Origin of the sequence: Flexivirga sp., from assembly GCF_051955415.1 — a bacterium.
GTDB lineage: Bacteria > Actinomycetota > Actinomycetes > Actinomycetales > Dermatophilaceae > Flexivirga.
Window position 1 is genome coordinate 24,004 of record NZ_JBQCGS010000081.1, and the last position, 17,223, is coordinate 41,226.

The following is a 17,223-nucleotide window of genomic DNA, read 5'->3' on the forward strand; positions in this document are numbered from 1 at the left end:
GGAGGCGGAATTTGCGCGGATCCCTCCTACGGTCCGGGGTATGACGACACCGCCCCTGCAGTTCGATTCGATCGCCACGCACGCCGGCCGCGCCGGTCTGGCCGCAGACGGCGTGCATGTTCCACCGATCGACCTGTCGACGACCAACCCGGTGCCCGATCTCGATGCCAGCGGCCTGTCCTACGAGACGATGGCCGCCGGCGGCCGGCCGGTGCCGGAAGGCGGCAACGTCTACGCGCGGCTGTGGAACCCGACCGTCGCCCGCTTCGAGGAGGGCCTGGCGGCGTTGGAGGGCACGGACGAAACGGTCGCCTTCTCCTCCGGCATGGCGGCGATGACCGCCGTCATACTGACGGCCAAGAGCGAGCACCAGGGGCGGCACGTCGTCGCCGTACGCCCGCTGTACGGCGGCACGGATCACCTGCTCGGCTCACCGCTGCTGGACATCGACACCACGTACTGCACACCGGAAGAGGTCGCCGACGCGATCCGTCCGGACACCTGCCTGGTGGTGGTCGAGACCCCGGCCAACCCGACGCTGCAACTGGTCGACATCGCGGCGATCACCGCGGCCGCCGGCACGGCACCCGTCGTGGTCGACAACACCTTCGCGACCCCGGTCCTGCAGAACCCGGCACAGTTCGGTGCAGCGCTGGTGCTGCACAGCGCGACGAAATTCATCGGTGGCCATGGTGATGCGATCGCCGGCGTGGTGGCGACGAGCACCGGGTGGGCCCAGGCGTTGCGTCGGGTACGCGCGATCACCGGAAGCTTGCTGCACCCGCTGGGCGGCTATCTGCTGCACCGCGGCCTGGCGACCCTGCCGCTGCGGGTGCGCGCCGGCCAGGCCTCCGCCGACAAGCTGGTCAGCTGGGCGAGCGACCACCCGGCCATCGAGCAGGTGCTCTACCCCGGCCTGCCGGAGTGCGACCCACGCGGCCTGGTCGGCCGTCAGCTGCGCGGTCCGGGTGCGATGTTCGCACTGCGCCTCGCCGGTGGGTATGCCGCCGCGGCCCAGCTGGTCGGATCGGTCCGGCTCTTCGAGCACGCCGTGTCCCTCGGCGGGGTCACCTCGCTGATCTCGCACCCGGCGTCGCTGACCCACCGTCCGGTCCCGCCCGACGCCCGCCCGGACGCCGGTGTCGTACGCCTGTCGATCGGGCTGGAGGACGTCGAAGACCTGCGCGCCGACCTCGAGCAAGCCCTCGCCACCCCCTGACCGAGCGGACCCAAAACCCGCCTCGGCACCCACTGACCGAGCGGACACAAAACAACCGAGCGGACACAAAATACGGCCCACTCAGGGCCGTATTTCGTGTCCGCTCGGTGTCGATTGTGTCCGCTCGGTGAGGCGGGTCAGACGTTGCGGCGGTATTGCCCACCCACCTCGAAGAACGCCTCGGTGACCTGACCGAGCGAGCACACCCGGGCCGCGTCCATCAGCACCGCGAAGACGTTCTCGCCCTTGGTCGCCGCCTCGCGCAACCGGGCCAGCGCGACCTGCGCCTCGTCGCGGTGCTCCTGTTGGAAGGCACCGACGCGGGACAGCTGCGACTCCTTCTCCTGCTCGGAGGCTCGCGCGAGCTCGACCTTCTGCCGCTGCTGGTCCTCGTGCGGGTTGCGGAAGGTGTTGACCCCGACGATGGGCAGCGAGCCGTCGTGCTTGCGGTGCTCGTAGACCATCGACTCGTCCTGGATCTTGCCGCGCTGGTAACCGGTCTCCATCGCACCCAGGACCCCGCCGCGCTCGGCGATCCGGTCGAACTCCGCGAGCACGGCCTCCTCGACCAGATCGGTCAGCTCGTCGATGATGAACGAACCCTGCAGCGGGTTCTCGTTCATCGCCAACCCCCACTCGCGGTTGATGATCAGCTGGATGGCGAGCGCCCGGCGCACCGACTCCTCCGACGGCGTGGTCACTGCCTCGTCATACGCATTGGTGTGCAGTGAGTTGGCGTTGTCGTAGATCGCGATGAGCGCCTGCAGCGTCGTGCGTATGTCGTTGAAGTTCATCTCCTGCGCGTGCAGCGAACGGCCGGACGTCTGCACGTGGTACTTCAACTTCTGGCTGCGCGCGTTGGCGCCGTACTTCTCCTTCATCGCGACCGCCCAGATGCGTCGCGCCACCCGGCCGATGACCGAGTATTCGGGGTCCATGCCGTTGGAGAAGAAGAACGACAGGTTCGGCGCGAAATCGTCGATGTCCATGCCGCGCGCCAGGTAGGCCTCCACGTAGGTGAACCCGTTGGCGAGCGTGAACGCCAGCTGGCTCAACGGATTCGCGCCGGCTTCGGCGATGTGGTAGCCGCTGATGGACACCGAGTAGAAGTTGCGGACCTGGTTGGCGATGAACCACTCCTGGATATCGGCCCTCATCCGCAGGGAGAACTCGGTGGAGAACAAGCAGGTGTTCTGGCCCTGGTCCTCCTTGAGGATGTCCGCCTGCACCGTGCCACGCACCGTCGCGAGCGCCCGCGCCCGAACCTGTTGCGTCTCCTCGGCATTCGGCTCGCGCCCCTCACGCTCGGAGAACTTCGCCTGCTCCTGATCGATCACCGTATTGAGGAAGAACGCCAGGATGGTCGGCGCCGGTCCGTTGATCGTCATCGACACGCTGGTCGACGGCGAGGTGAGGTCGAAGCCGTCGTAGAGGACCTTCATGTCGTCCAGCGTCGCGATGGAAACGCCTGAGGTACCGACCTTTCCGTAGATGTCCGGACGCAGATCCGGGTCCCGGCCGTAGAGGGTCACCGAGTCGAACGCCGTCGACAGGCGGGTCGCCGGCTGCCCTTCTGACAGCAGCTTGAAGCGGCGGTTGGTGCGGAACGGGTCGCCCTCGCCGGCGAACATCCGGGCCGGGTCCTCGTTGTCCCGCTTGAACGGGAAAACCCCTGCTGTGTAAGGGAAGTGGCCCGGCAGGTTCTCCCGGCGGAGGAACGACAGCAGCTCACCGTCGTCCTGGTACCTCGGCAAGGCGACCCGGCGGATCTTGTTTCCGGACAACGACTCCCGCGCAAGCGTCGTGTGGATCTCCTTGTCGCGGATGGTCACGACCTGCTCGTCGCCGCTGTAGGACTCCACGACCTTCGGCCAGTCGGTGAGTAGCCGGCTCACCGAGCCGGGCAGCACCTCGCCGGCCTCGTCGATCAGGACATTGAGCGCTCCGGGAGCCTTGTCCGCCAGCGCATCCCGGGCCGTCGTCAGATGCTGCACCCGGCGCGCCGCGTCGGCATACCGGCGCGTGTCGGCGTGATAGCCACGCACCGTCTCGCTGATCTCGGCCAGGTAGCGGACCCGCTGCGGCGGCACCACTTGCCGCAGCACCGAGGAGTGCCGCACCGACACCGGCTCGAGCGTCCCCGCGGGCAGCTCCAGGCCCTTCGCGCCGAGCTCGGCGACCAGCTCCTGATAGAGAGCGGTGACGCCGTCGTCGTTGAACGTGGCGGCGGAGGTGCCGAAGACCGGCATGTCCTCGGGTTTCTTGCCGAACGCCTCGCGGTTGCGGACCATCTGGCGGCCGACGTCGCGCAGCGCGTCCATCGCCCCACGGCGCTCGAACTTGTTGATCGCGACCACGTCGGCGAAGTCGAGCATGTCGATCTTCTCCAGCTGGCTCTGCGCGCCGAACTCGGGCGTCATCACGTAGAGGTTGACGTCCGCGAAGTCGATGATCGCGGCATCGCCCTGGCCGATGCCGGGTGTCTCCACGATCACCAGGTCGTATGCCGCGGCGCGCAGCACCGTCAGCACCTCGGCGAGTTCCTCGGGGACCTCCCGACCCCCGCGGGTGGCCAGCGACCGGAAGAAGATGCGCTCGCCGTCCAGGGAGTTCATCCGGATCCGGTCACCGAGCAACGCGCCGCCACCACGGCGGCGCGTCGGGTCGATCGCGACGCACGCCACGCGCAGCTTGTCCTGCTGGTCCATCCGGAAGCGGCGCACCAACTCATCGGTCAGACTGGACTTGCCCGAGCCGCCGGTGCCGGTGATGCCCAGGACCGGGGTCCGGCGGTCCTCGGCGGCGGACCGCAACTGGTCCAGCAGACCCGCACCGAGCGCGCCCTGCTCGGCGCCGCTGATGGTGCGCGCGACGGCCGCGCGATCCCCGGAGATCACCGCCTGCGCGTCGGGACGGGAGACGTCATACACATTGAAGTCGCAGTCCTTGATGACCTGGTTGATCATGCCGACCAGGCCGAGCCGCTGGCCGTCCTGTGGGCTGAAGATCGTCACGCCCGATGCGCGCAGCCGGTCGATCTCCTCCGGCACGATGACACCGCCGCCACCGCCGACGACGCGGATGTGGTCGGCTCCGGCGTCGCGCAGCAGCTGCACCAGGTATTCGAAGTATTCGACGTGGCCGCCCTGGTAGGAACTGACCGCGATGCCCTGTGCGTCCTCCTCGATCGCCGCGTCGACGACCTCCTGGACGCTGCGGTTGTGACCGAGGTGAACCACCTCCGCGCCCTGGCTCTGCATGATGCGCCGCATGATGTTGATCGACGCGTCGTGCCCGTCGAACAGGCTGGACGCCGTGATGATGCGCACCGGGTTCTCCGGGACGTGCAGCTCGGGTGCCTCGGACATGGGATCTCCACTCATCGAGACCCGGTCCGAGGTGGTGCTGTCACTCGCGAGCTCGGCCACACCACCTCAGCCCGAGTCTCCCGTGTTTGTTCAGGATCGGACTCGACATACTCGCCTCAATGGTAGGACGTCCAAGTATTTGCGGTCCAATCGCCGCCGGACACCCGGACACCCGGACGCCACTCTGCGATGGCGGGGTCCCAACAGCCCAGGAGCCGGGGCTACACGAGATCAGGGGCCCGAATGGACGCCGGCCGCCGCCCGATAGGCCTCCACGAAGGTCGCCAGCGACACCAGGAAGTGCTCGCGCTCGTCACCGAGCGACTGCAACGCCGTCCCGAGCAACCGGATCAGCGCCTCGACGTCGGCGTCATACCGCCGCCGGCCCTCGCCGGTCGCCACCAACAGCGCGGGACCCGAGTCGGCGGCCTGCCGCTCCAGATGGCCGGCGCGCAGCGCTGCGTTGACCTGCCGATTGACCGTCGACTGCTCGAGATTCAGCTCGGTGGAGATGTCGCGCTGCGTCCGCGCCCGACCGTCGGACAGCAACCACAGCAGGCGGAGGTCCGCGGTCGTCAGACTCGTCCGAGCCTCGACCACCCGTCGGTCGACGTCGAACGAGTGCAGGATCGCCGCCGCTCGCTGCGCCGGGGTGAGGCGCGCATTGCGCGCGAGCACGGTCAGCTCGGCCTCCTGGGTGCGCGAGTGCGGCACGTCATCGGTGGTCATGTCGGCATTTTGACAGATGGAGTCATATGCATGCACCATACATATAACAAGAGAAACGTGAGGTCCGATGAAAACCACCGCTGATGCACCACCCGCGCCACCGACCGCGGTCAAACCCCACCTGATCATCGCCGTGCTGTGCTTCGGCGCGCTGTCCGCCGCGCTGATGCAGACACTGGTGCTGCCGATCCAGATCGAGCTGCCCCACCTGCTGCACGCGTCAGCCAGCGACGCCTCCTGGGTCGTCACCGCGACGCTGCTCGGCGGCGCCGTCGCCATGCCGGTCGCCGGACGTCTCGGCGACATCATCGGCAAGCAGCGCGTGCTCGTCGGATCATCGATCGTCCTGGTGGTCGGCTCCATCATCTGCGCGCTGTCCACGACCGTCTGGCCGATGATCGGCGGCCGGTTCCTGCAGGGCATCGCCATGGGCTTCATCCCGGTCGCGATCAGCATGGTCCGCGAAGTGGTGCCGCCGCAGATGGCCTCGACCGCGATCGCCACGCTGAGCGCCACGATGGGCGTCGGCGGCGCCATCGGCCTGCCGCTCGCCGCATGGATCGCGCAGGACTACAACTGGCACGCGCTCTTCTGGGTGTCTGCCGTCCTCGCCGTGTTGATGGTCGTCGCCACCGGGCTGCTGGTGCCCAATGTCTCCGACGGACACCCGGCATCGATCGATGTCGTCGGCGCCGTCGCCCTGGCGATCGGGCTCGTGGCCACTCTCGTGGGCGTCTCCAAGGGCAACGACTGGGGCTGGGCATCGTCCGACACCCTGCTCTGCGTGATCGGCGGGCTCGCGGTGCTGGTGCTGTTCGGACTCTACGAACTGCGCCGCAAGGACCCGCTGGTCGACCTGCGGACCACCGCGCGCCGGCCGGTCCTGCTGACGAACATCGCCGCCATGCTCATCGGATTCGGCATGATGGCGCAGTCCATCGTGGTGCCGCAGCTGCTGGAGATGCCCGCGGCCACCGGCTACGGCCTGGGTCAGTCGATCCTCGAGGCCGGCCTCTGGATGGCGCCCGGCGGGCTGATGATGATGTTCCTCGCCCCGGTGTCGAGCAAGATGATGACCACCCTCGGCGCACGGATCACCCTGGCGATCGGTGCCGGAGTCATCGGCGCCGGCTACCTGGTGGCGCTGTTCATGATGAGCGCGCCGTGGCAGCTACTGGTGGCCAGTTGCATCAGCATGGCCGGCGTCGGCATCGGGTATGCCGCCATGCCGACCCTCATCCTGGAGAACGTGCCGCCGGCCGAGGCCGGCTCCGGCGTCGGGATTAACACCGTCATGCGGTCGATCGGCACCACGGTCGCCGGCGCTGTCATGGCCAGCCTGCTGACCAGCCAGACCATCACACTGAAGCCGGGCACACCCGCCATACCGTCCGAGGATGCGTTCAAGGTGTGCTTCCTGGTGGGCGCGCTCGCCGCGCTGGTGGGCGGCGCCATCGCCCTGACGATCTCCGGACGTCGTCCCAAGGACTGGGAGCCGGTGGTCGACGAGCCCGCGCTCGCCGACGCCTGAGCCGTCGCTTCACGCCCTGACGCCGGCCCGCACCACGGTGCGGTGTCCGGCGTCGATGCGTCTGGTCCAGCCACGAGCGTCCAGGTGCTCCAGCAGGGGTATGGCGACACGGCGCGTTGTGCTCAGCGCTCTTCGTGCCTCACTGGTGGTGAACACGTCTGGCAATCTAGCCAGTTCACGCATCGCCAAGGCCGGGGCGGTCGGCAGCAACACGACGCCGTCACCCAGTCGCAGCAACCGGCCGAGCCGTTCGGCAGCGGCCAGCGCCTCGCGACCGATGCCGAGCTCGGCGAGTTCGTCGGCCTCCGGTGCCGCGAACGGCGCCTGCCGCAGTCGCCGCTCCAGCGTCGCGACAGCCGTTTCCGCACTGCCCAGGTCCGAGGCGGTGGTGCCGGTCACGACACCTGACTGCCGGGTCAGACCCGCTGCGGCGACCACCACGTCCAGCAACGAGGCGTCCGGGAGGCCCAGCGCGCTGATCGCGGCGCCACGGGTCAGTCCGGCCGACAACGGGTGACGCGCCAGGTCGGCGGCGACCGCGGCTTGCAGCGCCTCGGACCAGCCATCCAATGCCGCCCGGTGGATCCACCAATTGCCGTGCACCACGATGTCCTGCGCGGGGTTCGCCGGCAGCACGATGCCCAGCCGTTCCAGCTGGTCCCGACGGACCGCACCACGCCGCGCCACCTCGGCCCGCAGATCACCGGTCGGGGGACGGTCGGCCAGTTGCCGGGCGCGCCGGGCACCCGCACCACGGCGCCGCAACCGCGGTGGCTCGACGTCCAGCACCCGCACCCCGGCGAACCGACGGGATCCGTTGTCCCGCAAGATCATCCGGTCGCCGAGCGTGGCCGGCACCTCGCGCTCCAGCAGGACGCGGGCGGTCGTCCCGTCGAACGGCCGCAGTCGCGCGGGGACGGCAAGAGTGCCGAAGTGGACCATGAGATGCTCCGGCAACTCGGGTAGCTCAGGGCCCGACCCGCGACGCACGTCGAGCTCAGATGTGAGTTGCCAGGCGTCCGGTGTCAGGAGGGCGTCGCCGCGATGGACGGCGTCCGCTGCGATCCCCCGCAGGTTGACCGCGACCCGGCTGACCGGACCGACGGTCGCGACCGTCGCACCGTGCTGCTGGAGGCCGCGCACCGTGACCGCCGACGCGCCCGCGCCGAGCAGGCTGAGTCGATCGCCGGTCGTCAGGGTGCCGGCGGGCAGCGTTCCGGTGACCACCGTCCCCGCGCCGCGGATCGAGAAGGAGCGGTCGATCCAGAGACGGATCCTGCCCTGCTGCAACGGTTTCGGCGCAGCAGCGAGCACCTCGTCGAGCGTGTCGACCAGCAGCCCGAGCCCGGCACCGGTGTGTGCCGAGACCGCCACCACCGGCGCGTCGTGCAGTCCTGTCCCGGCCAGTTCCTCGCGCACCTGCGCCGTGACGGTGTCGACGCGCTCGGAGGCCAGGTCGGTGCGGGTGATCACCACCACACCGCGTTCGATGCCCAGGGCGCGCAGCGCGTCCCGGTGCTCGGCGGACTGCGGTCGCCAGCCCTCGTCGGCGGCGACGACGAAGCAGACGACGGGCGCGGGCCCGATCCCGGCGAGCATGTTGCCCAGGAACCGCTCGTGTCCCGGCACGTCGACGAAGGACAGCTGGGCGCCCGAAGGTGTTGTCATCGAAGCGAACCCGAGGTCGATGGTCAGTCCGCGGCGCCTCTCCTCGCTCCACCGGTCGGGTTCGGTCCCGGTGAGGGCGCGCACCAACGCGCTCTTGCCGTGGTCGACGTGTCCGGCAGTGGCGACGACATACATGTCAGCTGCCCAGCGCCGCACGGACCGCGACGGTGAGCCGCTCGTCGTCGGACTCCGGCACACAGCGCAGATCGATCAGACACTGACCACCGTGGATGCGCGGCAGCACCGCCGGATCGCCGAGTCGCAGTGCGGTCGCCAGGTTTTCGGGCAGCGCGACAGCCCAGCCGGGCAGTGGCACGCCGGGGGCGCCGCCACCTCCGACTCGTCCGTCGTGCGCGATGACGACTCCTCCGACCGCCGCCGCGAGCGCCTCGGCGCGGCTGCGGAGCCGGTCGGCGTCGGCGTGCAGCGCTTCGGTGGTCGGTGGATGCGGTCCGCGGAGCGTTGCTTCGAGTGCGGCCAACGCGAGCTTGTCGGCCCGGACCGCCCGGGCGAGCGGGTGTTTCGCCATACGGTCGAGGAATGCCTTGCGGCCCAGCGCGATGCCGGCCTGCGGTCCGCCCAGCAACTTGTCACCGCTGGCGGTGACCACATCGGCGCCGGCGACGAGCGTGGTGGTCGCGTCGGGCTCGTCCGGGATGAGCGCGTCCGGCGCCAGCAGCCCGCTGCCCAGGTCGACCACGAGCGGCACGTCGTGCTGCAGCGCGAGGTCGTGCAGTGCATCGACCGGCGCGGCGGACGTGAAGCCATCGACGCGGAAGTTGCTGGGGTGCACCTTGAGGATCGCGCCGGTGCCGGCCCCGATGGCGTCGGCGTAGTCACGCAGATGGGTGCGGTTGGTGGTGCCGACCTCGCGCAGCCGGGCACCGGTGGAGGCGATCAGGTCCGGCAGCCGGAAGCCGGCGCCGATCTCGACGAGTTCGCCTCTGCTGACGATGATCTCGGCATCCTGCGCCAGCGCGGTCGTGGCCAGCACCAGCGCCGCGGCGCCGTTGTTGACGACCAGCGCCTCCTCCGCGGCCGGGCACGCGGCGAGCAGGGCCGCACGCGCCGCCGTGCCCCGTCGGGACCGCTTGCCGGTCGCGAGGGCGATCTCGACGTCGACATACCCCGCGGCCGCGCGGATCGCCTCGACCGCCGCCGGCGACAGAGGCGCACGCCCCAGATTGGTGTGTATGACGACGCCGGTGGCGTTGATCACCGGGCGCAGCTGCGTGGCACCACCGCGCAGCGACGCTTCCAGCGCCGCGGGAACCTGTTCCGGCTCGATCTCGCCACGGCGGGCCCGCTCCTGCGCGGCAGAGACGAGACGGCGCACGGTGTCGGCGCCCAGGTGTGCCGCGGCGGCGGTGACCAGCGGTGACGCGAGGAGCGTGTCGGTGCGCGGGATGCGACTGCGCGGGTCCTGCGACGACATCGGCACCTCCAGCGGCATGGCAACGTGGCCGGCTCTTCTCGTCGAACGTCACGACCTGGCGGAGACGGACGGGAATCGAACCCGCCAGACCGAGATGCTCGGCCTCACCGGTTTTGAAGACCGGGGGGCCCACCAGGAACCCTGACGCCTCCAGGCGTCAACCTACCGTCCGTGGTGTTCGCTCGCGCGGCACCTCCCGCGCTGCGCGCCGCCGGCACCCGGGCAGCGCGAGCTGTCTACCCTCGATCACATGACCGGCACCCCGACGCTCCGACTCACCAGCTTCGCGCACGGCGGCGGCTGCGCGTGCAAGATCCCGGCCGGCGAACTCGAGGACGCCGTGCGCGGACTCGTCGGCCAGACCGGACCGGATGTGCTCGTCGGCGTGGACGACGGCGACGACGCCGCGGTGGTCCGGGTGCACGATGACCTCGCCGTGCTTTCCACAGCCGATTTCTTCACACCCGTCGTGGACTCGCCCTACGACTGGGGCCGCATCGCTGCGGCGAATGCCCTGTCCGACGTCTACGCGATGGGCGGCCGTCCGGTGGTGGCGATCAACCAGGTCGGCTGGCCGCGCGGCGTGCTCCCGATGGAGCTGATGACCGAGGTGCTGCGCGGCGGACTCGACGTCGGCACGCAGGCCGGCTGCCCGGTGATCGGCGGGCACACCATCGACGACCCGGAGCCGAAGTACGGCATGGCGGTCACCGGGGTCGCCGACCCGAATCGCTTGCTGCGCAACGATGCCGGTGTCGCCGGTATGCCGCTGACACTCACCAAGCCGATCGGCGTCGGCCTGCTCAACAACCGGCACAAGCAGACCGGTGAGGTCTTCGAAGCGGCGATCGCGAGCATGACCGCCCTGAACGACGTCGCGGCCCGCGAGGCACTCGCCGCCGGCGTCACGGCCGCGACCGACGTGACCGGTTTCGGCCTGCTCGGCCACCTGCACAAGCTGTGCCGAGCGTCGGGCATCGGCGCGGTGCTCGAGCGCTCCGCGGTCCCCGCGGTCGACGGCGCGCTGGACGCCTTGGCCGGCGGCTACGTGTCCGGGGGCACCCGGCGCAACCTGGACTGGGTGCGGCCGCACCTGTCGGTCGGCCCGGGCGTGACCGAGGACGACCTACTCTTCCTGGCCGACGCGCAGACGTCCGGCGGGTTGCTCGTCGCCGGCGAAGTGCCCGGCTACCCGGTCATCGGTCACACGGTCGCCGGCTCCGGCATCCGGATCAGCTGATCGGGCACCTTCGGCGATTCCAACGGTCCGGTGTGGGTATGACGCTGAGGACCGACAGTCGCGAAGGAGTCGACCATGGGCGCAGATGTCACCCTCCTCGCGTCGCCGTACCTGCCGTTCGCACTGGGCTTCTTCGGGCTCGGCACCGGCTACTTGATCTACGGCCCGCAGGAGTTGTTCGGCTATCCGCCACGTGATGCGAGCGTGGACCGGTCCGTCGGGGTCTGGGGGATCTGGCTTCCCGGATTCTGCCAGTTCGTCACCGGAGTGCTGCTCTTCGTCGGCATGACGTGGTTCCAGGTCTTCCGCGAAGGGCCCGTCTACATGGCTGCCCTAGCGTTCTCGGCATACGGGATCCACTGGTTCGCGATCGGCTGGAACCGCTATCAGGGCAACGACCCCCGCCCGAACGCCGGGATGTGCATCGCGTACATGGTGATCTCCGCGCTAGGAGCGACGGTGTTCTTCCAGGCCGACGACATCCCGGTGTTCATCCTGTTCGTCGGGCTGTTCCTCGTCTACTTCGCGGACTTCTTCGCGTCCCTGGCCATCGAGCTCGGGGAACGCGCCCTCGGGTTGTTCCACACACTGACCGGAGTGTGGCTGATGTATTTGACGTTCGCAGCCACGGTGAACTTCTCCCTCGGCTACCATTGGTGGCTGTGATGGGTCGCGGCAAAACCTTCCTCTCCTGGCCCGTGGTGCGCCAGGCGCTGGGGCCGGACCGGCTGGGTCGCGGCGCCGCCGCCAAATCCGGCAAGGACTGGACGCCGCGCACCGAGTCCGCGGACAAGGTCGTGCAGAGCGTGTGCCCCTACTGCGCCGTCGGGTGCGGTCAGCGGGTTTTCGTCAAGGACGGTCGGGTCACCCAGATCGAGGGAGACCCGGACTCGCCGATTTCGCGCGGTCGCCTGTGCCCCAAGGGGTCGGCGAGTGAGCAGCTGGTCAACTCCTCCACCCGGCAGACATCGGTGCTCTACCGGCGTCCCTACGCCACCGAGTGGGAACACTTGGACCTGGACACCGCCACCGACATGATCGCCGACCGGGTGCTCGAGGCCCGTCGGCGCACCTGGCAGGACACCGACGAGCAGGGGCGCATGCTGCGCCGCACCCTCGGTATGGCGCACCTGGGGGGCGCCACGTTGGACAATGAGGAGAACTACCTCATCAAGAAGCTCTTCACCGCGCTGGGCGCGATCCAGATCGAGAATCAGGCGCGTATTTGACACAGCGCCACGGTTCCCAGTTTGGGGACCTCCTTCGGTCGCGGTGGCGCGACGACGTTCCAGCAGGATCTGCAGAATTCTGACTGCATCGTCATCCAGGGTTCCAACATGGCCGAGTGTCACCCGGTCGGCTTCCAGTGGGTGATGGAGGCCAAGCGCAGGGGCGCTCGCGTCATACACATCGACCCGCGTTTCACGCGCACCTCCGCGGTCGCCGATCAGCACGTGCCGCTGCGCGCCGGCAGTGACATCGTCTTCCTCGGCGGGATCATCCACTACATCCTGGAGCAGCAGAAGTACTTCCGAGACTACGTGGTCGCCTACACCAATGCGGCCACGATCGTCGGCGAGGACTACCGCGACACCGAGGACCTGGACGGGTTGTTCTCCGGCTACGACCCGGAGACCGGCACCTACGATCCCGCCAGCTGGAGCTATGAGGGCGTCGAGGCATACGCGTCGGCGGGCAATGCCCGTGCGTCCGCGGCGTCGGCAGACGATCACCGGGACCGTGCGGCCGGTGACACACACGGCGGCGCCGGTGCGGTCGGGCATGGTCACACCCAGACCGAGCGGGACGAGTCGCTGCAGGATCCGCGGTGCGTGTTCCAGATCCTGGCGCGCCACTACCAGCGCTACACCCCCGAGCTGGTGGCGCAGGTGTGCGGCGTCTCCGAGGAGGACTTCCTGTCGGTGTGCGAGGCGGTCACCGCCAACAGCGGCCGGGACCGCACCACCGCGTGGGTCTACTCGGTCGGCTGGACCCAGCACACGGTCGGGGTGCAATACATCCGTGGCGCGGCGATCATTCAGCTGTTGCTGGGCAACATGGGCCGGCCGGGCGGCGGCATCATGGCGTTGCGCGGGCACGCCAGCAGTCAGGGCTCCACCGACATCCCCACGCTGTTCAACATCCTGCCCGGATACCTGCCGATGCCCACCGCCGACCAGCACGGCACGCTGCAGGAATACCTCACGTCCGTCACCAGCGACACGCAGAAGGGCTACTGGACCGAGGCGGCGGCATACACCACCAGCATGCTGAAGTCGTGGTGGGGCAAAGCCGCCACGGCGGACAACGACTACTGCTTCGACTACCTGCCGCGGATCAGCGGCGACCACGGCACCTACAACACCGTCATGCGGATGCTGGACGACCAGGTCGACGGTTACTTCGTGATGGGTGAGAACCCTGCGGTCGGGTCGGCTCACGGCCGATTGCAACGGTTGGGCATGGCGCACTGCAAGTGGATGGTGGTGCGTGACTTCCAGCTGATCGAATCGGCGACCTGGTGGAAGGACGGTCCGGAGGTCCGCTCCGGCGAGTTGCGCACGGAGGACATCGGCACCGAGGTCTTCTTCCTGCCGGCCGCGACCCACGTCGAGAAGGACGGCACGTTCACCCAGACCCAGCGCATGCTGCAGTGGCACCACAAGGCGATCGACCCGCCGGGCGATGCCCGCAGCGAGCTGCACTTCATGTGGCACCTGGGCAACAAGATCCGTCAGCGACTCGCGGACTCCACCGACGAACGTGACCGGCCGTTGCTCGACCTGACCTGGGACTACGGCCAGGAGGGCAGCGACGAGCCGTCCGCGGACGCGGTGCTGCGCGAGATCAACGGGTGGCAGGTGAACGCCGACGGCAGCGCGGGCGACCTGCTGTCCAGTTACACCGAGATGAAGGACGACGGCAGCACCGCGGGCGGATGCTGGATCTACACCGGTGTGTATGCCGACGGCGTCAACCAGTCGGCGCGACGCAAGCCCGGGTCGGAGCAGTCCTGGGTCGCCCCCGAGTGGGGCTGGGCGTGGCCGGCCAACCGGCGGATCCTCTACAACCGGGCGTCCGCGGACCCGCAGGGTAAGCCGTGGAGTGAACGCAAGGCGTACGTCTGGTGGGACGAGCAAGCGGCCACGTGGACCGGCCACGACATACCGGACTTCCCGGCGAGCAAGCGCCCGGACTTCCAGCCGGAGGACGGGACCGCCGGGCCGGAGGGGCTGGCCGGCGATGACCCGTTCATCATGCAGTCGGACGGCAAGGGATGGCTGTTCGCGCCGAGCGGGCTGCTGGACGGGCCGCTGCCCGCACACTACGAGCCGCAGGAATCGCCGTTCCGGAACCGCGTCTATGCCCAGCAGTCCAACCCGACCCGCCAGGTGTACAAGCGCAAGGACAACCTGTCCAACCCGTCGGCGGATACGCCCGGTGCCGACGAATTCCCGTTCGTCTTCACCACCTACCGGCTGACCGAGCACCACACCGCCGGCGGCATGAGCCGGTGGCTGCCCTACCTGTCCGAGCTGCAACCACAGTTCTTCTGTGAGGTGTCGCCGGCCCTGGCAGCCGAGCGCGGACTGGTCAACGGTGGCTGGGCGACCATCGTCACCGCCCGCAGCGCCGTCGAGGCGCGCGTCCTGGTGACCGATCGGATGGTCCCGCTCGTCGTGGACGGGCAGACGGTGCATCAGGTCGGGCTGCCCTATCACTGGGGGCAGGGTGGCAAGGGTGCCGTCGTGGAAGGTGACAGCGCCAACGACCTCATCGGCGTGACGCTGGACCCGAACGTGCACATCCAGGAGAGCAAGGCCGGCACCTGCGACGTACGAGCCGGGCGCCGGCCGGACGACAGCCGGGTGCGGCAGCTGGTCGAGGACTACGTGTCCCGGGCAGGGATCACCGTGGAGACCAGCAATACCCGGCACCAGGACCCGGAGGAAGCGTGAGTTCACATCGCCTGTTCGGCCCGCTCGACCCCGCCGCCGACGCCGGCTGGGACCAGCAGGCCCGCAAGGGGTTCCTCACCGACACCTCGGTATGCATCGGGTGCAAGGCCTGCGAGGTCGCCTGCAAGGAGTGGAACGCCATACCGGCAGATCTCGGTGAGGGCCTGACCGGCGACTCCTACGACAACACCGGTGCACTGGGTGCGGACACCTGGCGGCATGTCGCCTTCATCGAGCAGACCGTCCCCGCCGGTCCCCCCACGGTCGACCTGGGTATGCCGTCGGTGGGTCCGCCGGCGGATGGGGCGGATGCGGCGGATGACGAGTCCGGCGCACGTCCGGACTTCCGGTGGCTGATGTCCTCGGACGTGTGCAAGCACTGCACCCACGCGGCCTGCCTGGACGTCTGCCCCACGGGTTCGCTGTTCAGGACCGAGTTCGGCACCGTTGTCGTGCAGGAGGACGTGTGCAACGGCTGCGGCTACTGCGTCCCCGCCTGCCCGTATGGCGTGATCGAGCGCCGGGGCGGCGGCCCGGAGGTCAAGAACGCCGGCATCGCCCAGAAGTGCACGCTGTGCTACGACCGGATCGGCGTCGGTGACATGCCGGCGTGCGCCAAGGCCTGCCCGACCGAGTCGAGCATGGTCGGCGCCGTCGACGAACTGCGCGAGCGCGGCAGGCAGCGCGTGGCGCAACTGCAGGAGCAAGGTGTCGACAGTGCCCGGCTGTACGGCGCCGACCCGCAGGACGGGGTCGGCGGCACGGGTGCGATGTTCCTGCTGCTGGACGAGCCGGAGGTCTACGGACTGCCACCCGACCCGGTCGTCACCACCCGTGACCTGCCGATGATGTGGCAGCGAGCGGGTCTGGCAGCAGCCGGGCTCGCGACCGGGGCCGTGCTCAGTTTCCTGGGGGCGCGCGGATGAGCACCGCCGGACACGCCGAGAGCAGGTACGGCCGGTGGCCCGACGACGACCAGCCCCGCCGAGGACGGCGCGCGGCGGGGCGGATGCGACGGGCTGCCGGCGCGGGCCGACGGCGCCGCGGCGGCCGCGGCGGTGAGCGTGCGATGGTGCCCGAGGCCGAATTCACCTCGTACTACGGGCGACCCGTGGTCAAGGCGTCGCCGTGGCAGGCCGACATCCCGGCATACTTGTTCACCGGTGGGCTGGCCGGGGCCTCTTCGCTCCTGGCGGCCGGTGCGGAGCTGAGCGGACGCCGGGCGTTGGCTCGTAACAGCCGGATCTCGGCGCTGGTGTCGATCGGCGCCAGCACCTATTTCCTGATCCACGACTTGGGCCGGCCCAGCCGGTTCCTCAATATGCTGCGCGTGTTCCGGCCGACCTCGCCGATGTCGATGGGCTCCTGGATCCTTTTCGCCTACGGGCCGGCGGCCGGCCTGGCCGCCACCGCGGAAGCCGTCGCCGCCTTACCGGCCGGCGCCCGCAACGCGCTGCCGGATGTGGCCACCACGGGATTGCAATTGGCAGCTCGACCGGCCGGGCTGCTGGCCGCGGTGACCGGCTCGGCGGTCGCGACCTACACCGCGGTGCTGCTCGGGGACACCGCCACTCCGGCCTGGCACGAGGCGTCCGGCCAGCTGCCCTTCGTCTTCGCCGGGTCGGCCGCCAGCGCCGCCGGTGGCCTGGCGATGCTGACCTCTCCGAGGCACGAAGCCGCACCCGCCCGCCGGATGGCGGTCGGCGGAGTGGCCGCGGAGCTCGCGGCATACACCTGGATGCGCCGGTCCATGGGCCTGTCGGCACGCACGCTGGATGAGGGCCGACCCGGGGCGATGTTGCGCGCCGCCGCGGTGACCTCCAGCATCGGGGCACTGGGCACCGTGCTCGGCCGGCGCTCGCGTCCCGTCGCCATGGCGTCCGGCGTGGCGCTGTTGGTCGGCTCTGCGCTGACCAGATTCGGCATCTTCGAGGCCGGGCAGGCCTCCGCCCGCGACCCCAAGTACACCGTGGTGCCGCAGCGCGAGCGAGTCGACGCGGGCCGACAGGTCCGTCACTCCACCGACGGATCCTGACCGCGGAGGTCGTCGCCGATCTGGTCGGCGCCGACGCCG

11 protein-coding genes and 1 tRNA gene are annotated in these 17,223 nt (G+C 69.6%); 7 read left to right on the plus strand and 5 right to left on the minus strand.

The genetic code is table 11. The features are described 5' to 3' along the window. Nucleotides 1–40 precede the first annotated feature (40 nt). Nucleotides 41–1,219, plus strand: a complete 1,179-nt coding sequence (locus tag ACTHL4_RS13975) for a trans-sulfuration enzyme family protein (protein WP_440283375.1) — start codon at nt 41–43, stop codon at nt 1,217–1,219. A gap of 137 nt (nt 1,220–1,356) precedes the next feature. Here ACTHL4_RS13975 and icmF read toward each other — a convergent pair whose 3' ends face one another. Together icmF and ACTHL4_RS13985 are read right to left on the minus strand one after the other, a co-directional pair. Further along, the gene (icmF, locus tag ACTHL4_RS13980) at nt 1,357–4,587 is read right to left on the minus strand and encodes a fused isobutyryl-CoA mutase/GTPase IcmF (protein ID WP_440283376.1); all 3,231 of its coding nucleotides are present in this window, start codon (nt 4,585–4,587) and stop codon (nt 1,357–1,359) included. 231 nt (nt 4,588–4,818) lie between these two features. Then, nucleotides 4,819–5,316 carry a MarR family transcriptional regulator gene (locus ACTHL4_RS13985; protein WP_440283377.1) on the minus strand — a complete coding sequence of 166 codons (498 nt, stop codon included), beginning with the start codon at nt 5,314–5,316 and terminating at the stop codon, nt 4,819–4,821. A gap of 67 nt (nt 5,317–5,383) precedes the next feature. On the opposite strand from ACTHL4_RS13985, the gene ACTHL4_RS13990 reads away from it, so the two are divergent. Next, the gene (locus ACTHL4_RS13990) at nt 5,384–6,847 is read left to right on the plus strand and encodes an MFS transporter (protein ID WP_440283378.1); all 1,464 of its coding nucleotides are present in this window, start codon (nt 5,384–5,386) and stop codon (nt 6,845–6,847) included. A 9-nt stretch (nt 6,848–6,856) separates the two neighbouring features. On the opposite strand, the gene selB is transcribed toward ACTHL4_RS13990, so the two are convergent. From selB to ACTHL4_RS14005, 3 genes are all read right to left on the minus strand, one after another. Beyond that, complete coding sequence (gene selB, locus ACTHL4_RS13995; protein ID WP_440283413.1) at nt 6,857–8,650, minus strand: selenocysteine-specific translation elongation factor; 1,794 nt, start codon at nt 8,648–8,650, stop codon at nt 6,857–6,859. A gap of 1 nt (nt 8,651) precedes the next feature. Then, nucleotides 8,652–9,950 carry an L-seryl-tRNA(Sec) selenium transferase gene (gene selA / locus ACTHL4_RS14000; RefSeq protein WP_440283379.1) on the minus strand — a complete coding sequence of 433 codons (1,299 nt, stop codon included), beginning with the start codon at nt 9,948–9,950 and terminating at the stop codon, nt 8,652–8,654. A gap of 56 nt (nt 9,951–10,006) precedes the next feature. Next, nucleotides 10,007–10,102: transfer RNA gene (locus ACTHL4_RS14005), tRNA-Sec, on the minus strand. A gap of 98 nt (nt 10,103–10,200) precedes the next feature. Here ACTHL4_RS14005 and selD point away from each other — a divergent pair. The 5 genes from selD to nrfD all read left to right on the plus strand — a co-directional run bounded on the left by selD (nt 10,201) and on the right by nrfD (nt 17,184). Continuing rightward, a complete protein-coding gene (selD, locus tag ACTHL4_RS14010) occupies nt 10,201–11,190 on the plus strand; it encodes a selenide, water dikinase SelD (protein WP_440283380.1) in 990 nt (329 codons plus the stop codon). 75 nt (nt 11,191–11,265) lie between these two features. Continuing rightward, nucleotides 11,266–11,856: a hypothetical protein gene (locus tag ACTHL4_RS14015; protein ID WP_440283381.1), complete on the plus strand. Its 591-nt coding sequence runs from the start codon at nt 11,266–11,268 to the stop codon at nt 11,854–11,856. After that, nucleotides 11,856–15,149 (plus strand): formate dehydrogenase, encoded by a 3,294-nt coding sequence (gene fdh / locus ACTHL4_RS14020; RefSeq protein WP_440283382.1) that lies wholly within the window; start codon nt 11,856–11,858, stop codon nt 15,147–15,149. The genes ACTHL4_RS14015 and fdh overlap by 1 nt, the downstream gene beginning before the upstream one ends. After that, nucleotides 15,146–16,075, plus strand: a complete 930-nt coding sequence (locus ACTHL4_RS14025; RefSeq protein WP_440283383.1) for a 4Fe-4S dicluster domain-containing protein — start codon at nt 15,146–15,148, stop codon at nt 16,073–16,075. The genes fdh and ACTHL4_RS14025 overlap by 4 nt, the downstream gene beginning before the upstream one ends. Continuing rightward, nucleotides 16,072–17,184: an NrfD/PsrC family molybdoenzyme membrane anchor subunit gene (gene nrfD, locus ACTHL4_RS14030; protein WP_440283384.1), complete on the plus strand. Its 1,113-nt coding sequence runs from the start codon at nt 16,072–16,074 to the stop codon at nt 17,182–17,184. The genes ACTHL4_RS14025 and nrfD overlap by 4 nt, the downstream gene beginning before the upstream one ends. Nucleotides 17,185–17,223 lie beyond the last annotated feature (39 nt).